Genomic DNA, 4,738 nt, shown 5'->3' with positions numbered 1-4,738 from the left:
TATTGGACTTGGGCTGGATATATCTAAAAAGATAGTCGAAAGCCACGGGGGCCTTATTGGTTTTTCTAGTGTTCCCGGGAAAACGGTCTTTTTTGTAGAGCTTCCCAATGCCCGGCTGAGCTGATTGGTATGGCCAGATCTATTTATTCTGTACCTTATTCCGTGCTATATAATCGGTATGAATATTCTTGTTGATTCCCATACCCATTCGGTGGCGTCGGGCCACGCTTTTTCTACGGTAGATGATCTTGCCCGGGGGGCTCGAGACCGGGGGCTTGAGGCCTTTGTACTGACTGACCACGGCCCCGGTATGCCTGGCACCACCCATCCCTACCATTTTGGTAACCTGCGGGTTTTACCCCCTTCTATCATGGGGGTGCGCTTTTTCGGCGGCATAGAGGCGAATGTCATGAACCCCGCGGGAGACATAGACCTGGAACCCTATATCCTTGCCCGGCTCGACTTTGTCATGGCTGGTTTTCACGAAATATGTTTCGAAGATCATGGCCGGGAGGAAAACACGGAGGCCCTCGTGGCGGCCCTCCGGGGCCCCTGGGTGGATGCCATTTCTCATCCAGGAAATCCCGCCTTTCCGATAGATTTGGAACGGGTAGTGGCGGCTGCTAAAGAAAACGGCAAGGCCCTGGAAATAAATGACAGCTCTTTCCGAATACGAAAAGGGAGCCACCAGAACTGTCTTGAAATCGCCCGTCTTTGCGTGGCTATGTCCTGCTCTATGGTATGCGGCAGCGATGCCCACTATTGGGAAGATGTGGGTCGTTTCGATGAAGTAAAGGCCCTGCTGGACGCCGTAAAGGCTCCGGAGGAGCTCGTGCTTAACAGTAGTCTGGAGCGGTTCCAAGCCTATGTGGAAAAACGCAAGGCTGCCCGTCAGGCAGCCTATGCCGCTTTGCCGCTCAGGTCCTAAGACTGGAGCCTTTATGGGTACTGCAAAGTCGCTCGGGGCGGACCAATTAAAGGATTTTATTGCCTCCCTAGATATTGCGGATACGCTGGTGTACGCGGTCTTTTCCCGGCCCCGCCCTGGACCCGCAGCCCTAGGGGATGGCGGCGGCGGGCGCGGCGGCGAGGCCCATGGCGGTGACGCCGGAGATGCTGGGCGCGGCAGCCTCTCTGAATTTACCCATTGTGATAAGCTCAAACTGCGGCCCGTGGAAATCAAGGGTGTCTTGCAGCTCCAGGCTGAGCTGCAGAGAGGCCCGAAGACTTTTCATAAACACTACCCGCTCGCCGCCGAGTTTGACCACCCCGCGCCTCATGACCCTGGTACATCTGCCGCGCCCGCCGCCGGTGCCACAGTTCTTACCGCAGCGCTCTGTGCGTTTTCCGAGGGCACCATTTTTACAAGCCGTGCTGACTATCAATTCTACTGGTTGCCATCCGGCCAGTGCCGCCTGTCAGAAAAGCCGCCTACTAAAAATCGGGAGTCTCTTTCTCATAACCGCAGGAAGAGCCATTTTCTGCAGGAGGGGCAGCCGGTACCCTTCCTTGTAGAACTGGGTGTCATGGATACAAGCGGCCGGGTGTACCCTAAAAAATACGATAAGTTCCGTCAGATCTACAAATACCTGGAGTTTGTAGAGACTGCCCTCCAGCCCTTTCCCCGGGAGAAGCCCTTATATATTGTAGATTTCGGAAGTGGCAAGGCCTATCTGACTTTTGCGCTTTATCATTTCCTCATGGACCGGGGTTATACAGATTTTAGGGTCACCGGGCTGGATCTTAAATCCGACGTGGTAGAGCTCTGCAACGGGATAGCTACCCGGCTCGGCTGTACCAAACTCCGTTTTGAAGTGGGAGATATTGCCAACTTTCATCTCGATGCAGCACCTCATGAACCGCGCCGTCTTCCTGACATGGTGATTAGCCTTCATGCCTGCGATATTGCCACCGATGCGGCTCTGGCTAAAGCGCTCCTTTGGGGCAGCCCAGCTATTCTTGCTGTTCCCTGCTGCCAGCACGAATTCTTTCATCAACTAAACAATCCGGTGATGAATCCAATTATCCGCTTCGGTATTACCAGGGACAAACAAGCCACGCTGGTTACCGATGCTTCGCGGCTCCTCATACTCAAAGCCTTTGGCTATTCGGCTGAAATGGTGGAGTTTATTGCTATGGAACATACCCCTAAAAATGTGCTGATTCGGGCAAACCGGGAGCAGCGAACAGAGCGGCGGATGTCCATCAATATAAACGATTCTGGATACCGAGCCTATCGGGATTTTCTGGATCTATGGGGGGTGGGCCGTACCTTCTTAGAACTAGAACTGTCGCGTCTGGGACTTTTAATAGGGCTGAGCTGGAAAACAGGAAAAGGCGCGAGCGAACAGGCCTAATAAAGATTTGTCCATAATGTTCTTGTCTTCTACTCATTAACTTGCAGCCTCCTTATGACAGAAGGTGGATATACTGGCCCCAATGGAGGTTCAGAACATGAGTGATTCTGTACAAGGTGCTACTCAGACCGGCGCCCGCATGCATATCCAGCGGACCGGCCGTTTCTTAAGCGGAATGGTAATGCCCAACATTGGGGCCTTTATCACCTGGGGTCTTATTACTGCGCTCTTTATTCCGACGGGCTGGCTCCCCAACGAGTCTTTTGCCAAATTGGTCGGTCCCATGATTACCTACCTTTTGCCTCTGCTCATTGGGTATACGGGCGGAAAAATGGTCTATGATGTCCGGGGTGGTGTTATCGGCGCTGCGGCAGTCATGGGTATTATTGTCGGTTCCAGCATTCCCATGTTCCTCGGCGCCATGATTGTCGGTCCTATCGCGGCCTGGTGCATGAAAAAAGTGGATGCCCTCTTTGAAAGCAAAATCCCTGTGGGCTTTGAGATGCTGGTGAACAACTTCTCCATGGGTATTTTAGGCACCATTTTAGCCCTGCTGGCATATCTGGTCATTGCCCCCGCGGTCATGTTTATTTCGAATGCGCTGGCTGCCGGCGTCCGGTCCATCGTATCCTTGGATCTGCTCCCCCTGGCAAATATCTTTATTGAGCCCGGAAAGGTTCTCTTTCTGAACAATGCGATTAACCATGGGGTCCTCGCACCGATTGGTGTGCAGCAGGCTACCGAAGCAGGAAAATCTATCATCTTTATGCTGGAATCCAATCCCGGTCCGGGCCTTGGAATTTTGGTTGCTTACTGGCTTGTAGGCAAAGGGATGGCAAAAGAATCCGCTCCCGGTGCTATTATCATCCATTTCTTGGGCGGTATCCACGAGATTTATTTCCCCTATATCCTGATGAATCCAAAGCTGATCCTCGCGGCAATCGCCGGCGGCATGACCGGTACCTTTACCTTCTCCGTCCTCGGCGCGGGCCTTGTTGCAACCCCCTCTCCGGGTTCTATTTTCGCCTACCTGGCCATGACCCCCAAGGGCGGCCTGTTTCCCATGCTGACCGGGGTGCTGCTCTCTTCTGTCGCTTCATTTGTGGTGGCCTATCTGCTCCTTAAGTTTACCAAGCAGAACGAAGCTGAAAATGGTCTTGAACAGGCTGCTGCCCAGACTGCGGCTCTTAAAGGGTCCAAACTTAAGGTCGATGTGGTTGCCCCTAAAAAGGGTGTAAAGAAAATCGTCTTTGCCTGCGATGCCGGTATGGGATCCAGCGCCATGGGTGCAAGCATTCTCAGAACAAAAATCCAAAAGGCAGGACTGCAGATTTCTGTAACCAATTGCGCGATTAATGACCTTCCGAAGGATGCGGACATCGTCATTACCCACGAGTCTCTGACCGAGCGGGCCCGGGCGACCCTGCCGAATGCAACGCATATTTCAATCGATGACTTTTTAAAGAGTCCTGAATACGATGTACTCGTGGAAAAACTAAAGGCTTAATAAATCTATAGATGTTGATGGGCGAAGGGTAGGTTGCTGCGATGAATCTTACAACACGGCAAAGAAAGATTCTTCAGATTCTTGTTGATGAACAGCGGGAGGTTACCCTTGCCCATATTGCCGATGCAGTACAGGTGAGCATTAAAACGGTGCACCGGGAACTGGTGCACCTTGCCCGAAACCTTGAACGGGATTATGGTCTCATGCTCAATGCGAGGCCGGGACTCGGCCTAAAGCTTACGGGGGATACTGAAAAACTTGTCCGGTGCCGGCAGGATCTGCTTGCAACCGTACCGAGCGATACCTCCCCTGAGGAACGGCAGCGGATGCTGTGCTTTTTACTCCTTGAAACAGACGAAGCGATGAAGCTTTCTGCCCTGGCGGAAGAGCTTTACAGCTCTGTGCCGGTGGTGCGCCATGACCTGGATGTACTCCAGTCCTGGTTCGCATTGCAGGGTTTGCAGCTCACCCTCCGCAAAGGAATGGGGCTTAAGCTGGAAGGTAGCGAAGCGCAGAAGCGGGAAGCCCTGGTCCTCCTCTTGTGGGAACAGTTTGGCGAAGGGGGCCTCCTCTCGATGTTACGGTCCGAGGCTGCCGCTTCTTCCCTGTGTATGGAGGAAGCGGAGCTGCTGGCCCTCCGGATTGTGCCGCTCCCGTATATCCGCTACGCTGAACATATTCTGGCAGGGCTTTCCCGGGATCTTTTGCCGGACATGGCTCCCCAGGATTATTTGCAGCTTGTGCTGGTGCTCGCAGTAGCGGCCGTGAGGAAACGGTCCGGCTTTTCACTTCCTCAGGCTTCTCAAGCAGCCGCAGATCAGAACCTTGCCGTTGATCCGGAAGTACGGCGGATAGCCCTGGCTGCCGTAAGCGG

Annotated in this window: 4 protein-coding genes; all 4 read left to right on the top strand. The window is 53.4% G+C overall.

All coding sequences use genetic code 11. The features are described from left to right. Positions 1-178: 178 nt before the first annotated feature. Positions 179-928, top strand: a complete 750-nt coding sequence (locus Q7P68_RS13890; RefSeq protein ID WP_304226673.1) for a phosphatase — start codon at positions 179-181, stop codon at positions 926-928. 13 nt (positions 929-941) lie between these two features. Next, a complete protein-coding gene (locus tag Q7P68_RS13885; RefSeq protein WP_304226672.1) occupies positions 942-2,357 on the top strand; it encodes a class I SAM-dependent methyltransferase in 1,416 nt (471 codons plus the stop codon). A gap of 97 nt (positions 2,358-2,454) precedes the next feature. Further along, the gene (locus tag Q7P68_RS13880) at positions 2,455-3,864 is read left to right on the top strand and encodes a PTS mannitol transporter subunit IIBC (protein ID WP_304226670.1); all 1,410 of its coding nucleotides are present in this window, start codon (positions 2,455-2,457) and stop codon (positions 3,862-3,864) included. Positions 3,865-3,905: 41 nt separating this feature from the next. Continuing rightward, on the top strand, positions 3,906-4,738 hold an 833-nt coding region (locus Q7P68_RS13875), incomplete at its 3' end, for a BglG family transcription antiterminator (RefSeq protein ID WP_304226668.1).

This window comes from Gracilinema caldarium (assembly GCF_029265695.1).
GTDB classification, from domain to species: domain Bacteria; phylum Spirochaetota; class Spirochaetia; order Treponematales; family Breznakiellaceae; genus Gracilinema; species Gracilinema caldarium_A.
The sequence above is the reverse complement of the archived record's forward strand: the minus strand, read 5'-3'. Positions and strand labels throughout refer to the sequence as shown.

Bases quoted from the DNA above. Each gene is read 5' to 3' on its own strand.
- Q7P68_RS13890 (WP_304226673.1), top strand. From the start codon at position 179: ATGAATATTCTTGTTGATTCCCATACCCATTCGGTGGCGTCGGGCCAC.
- Q7P68_RS13885 (WP_304226672.1), top strand. From the start codon at position 942: ATGGGTACTGCAAAGTCGCTCGGGGCGGACCAATTAAAGGATTTTATT.
- Q7P68_RS13880 (WP_304226670.1), top strand. From the start codon at position 2,455: ATGAGTGATTCTGTACAAGGTGCTACTCAGACCGGCGCCCGCATGCAT.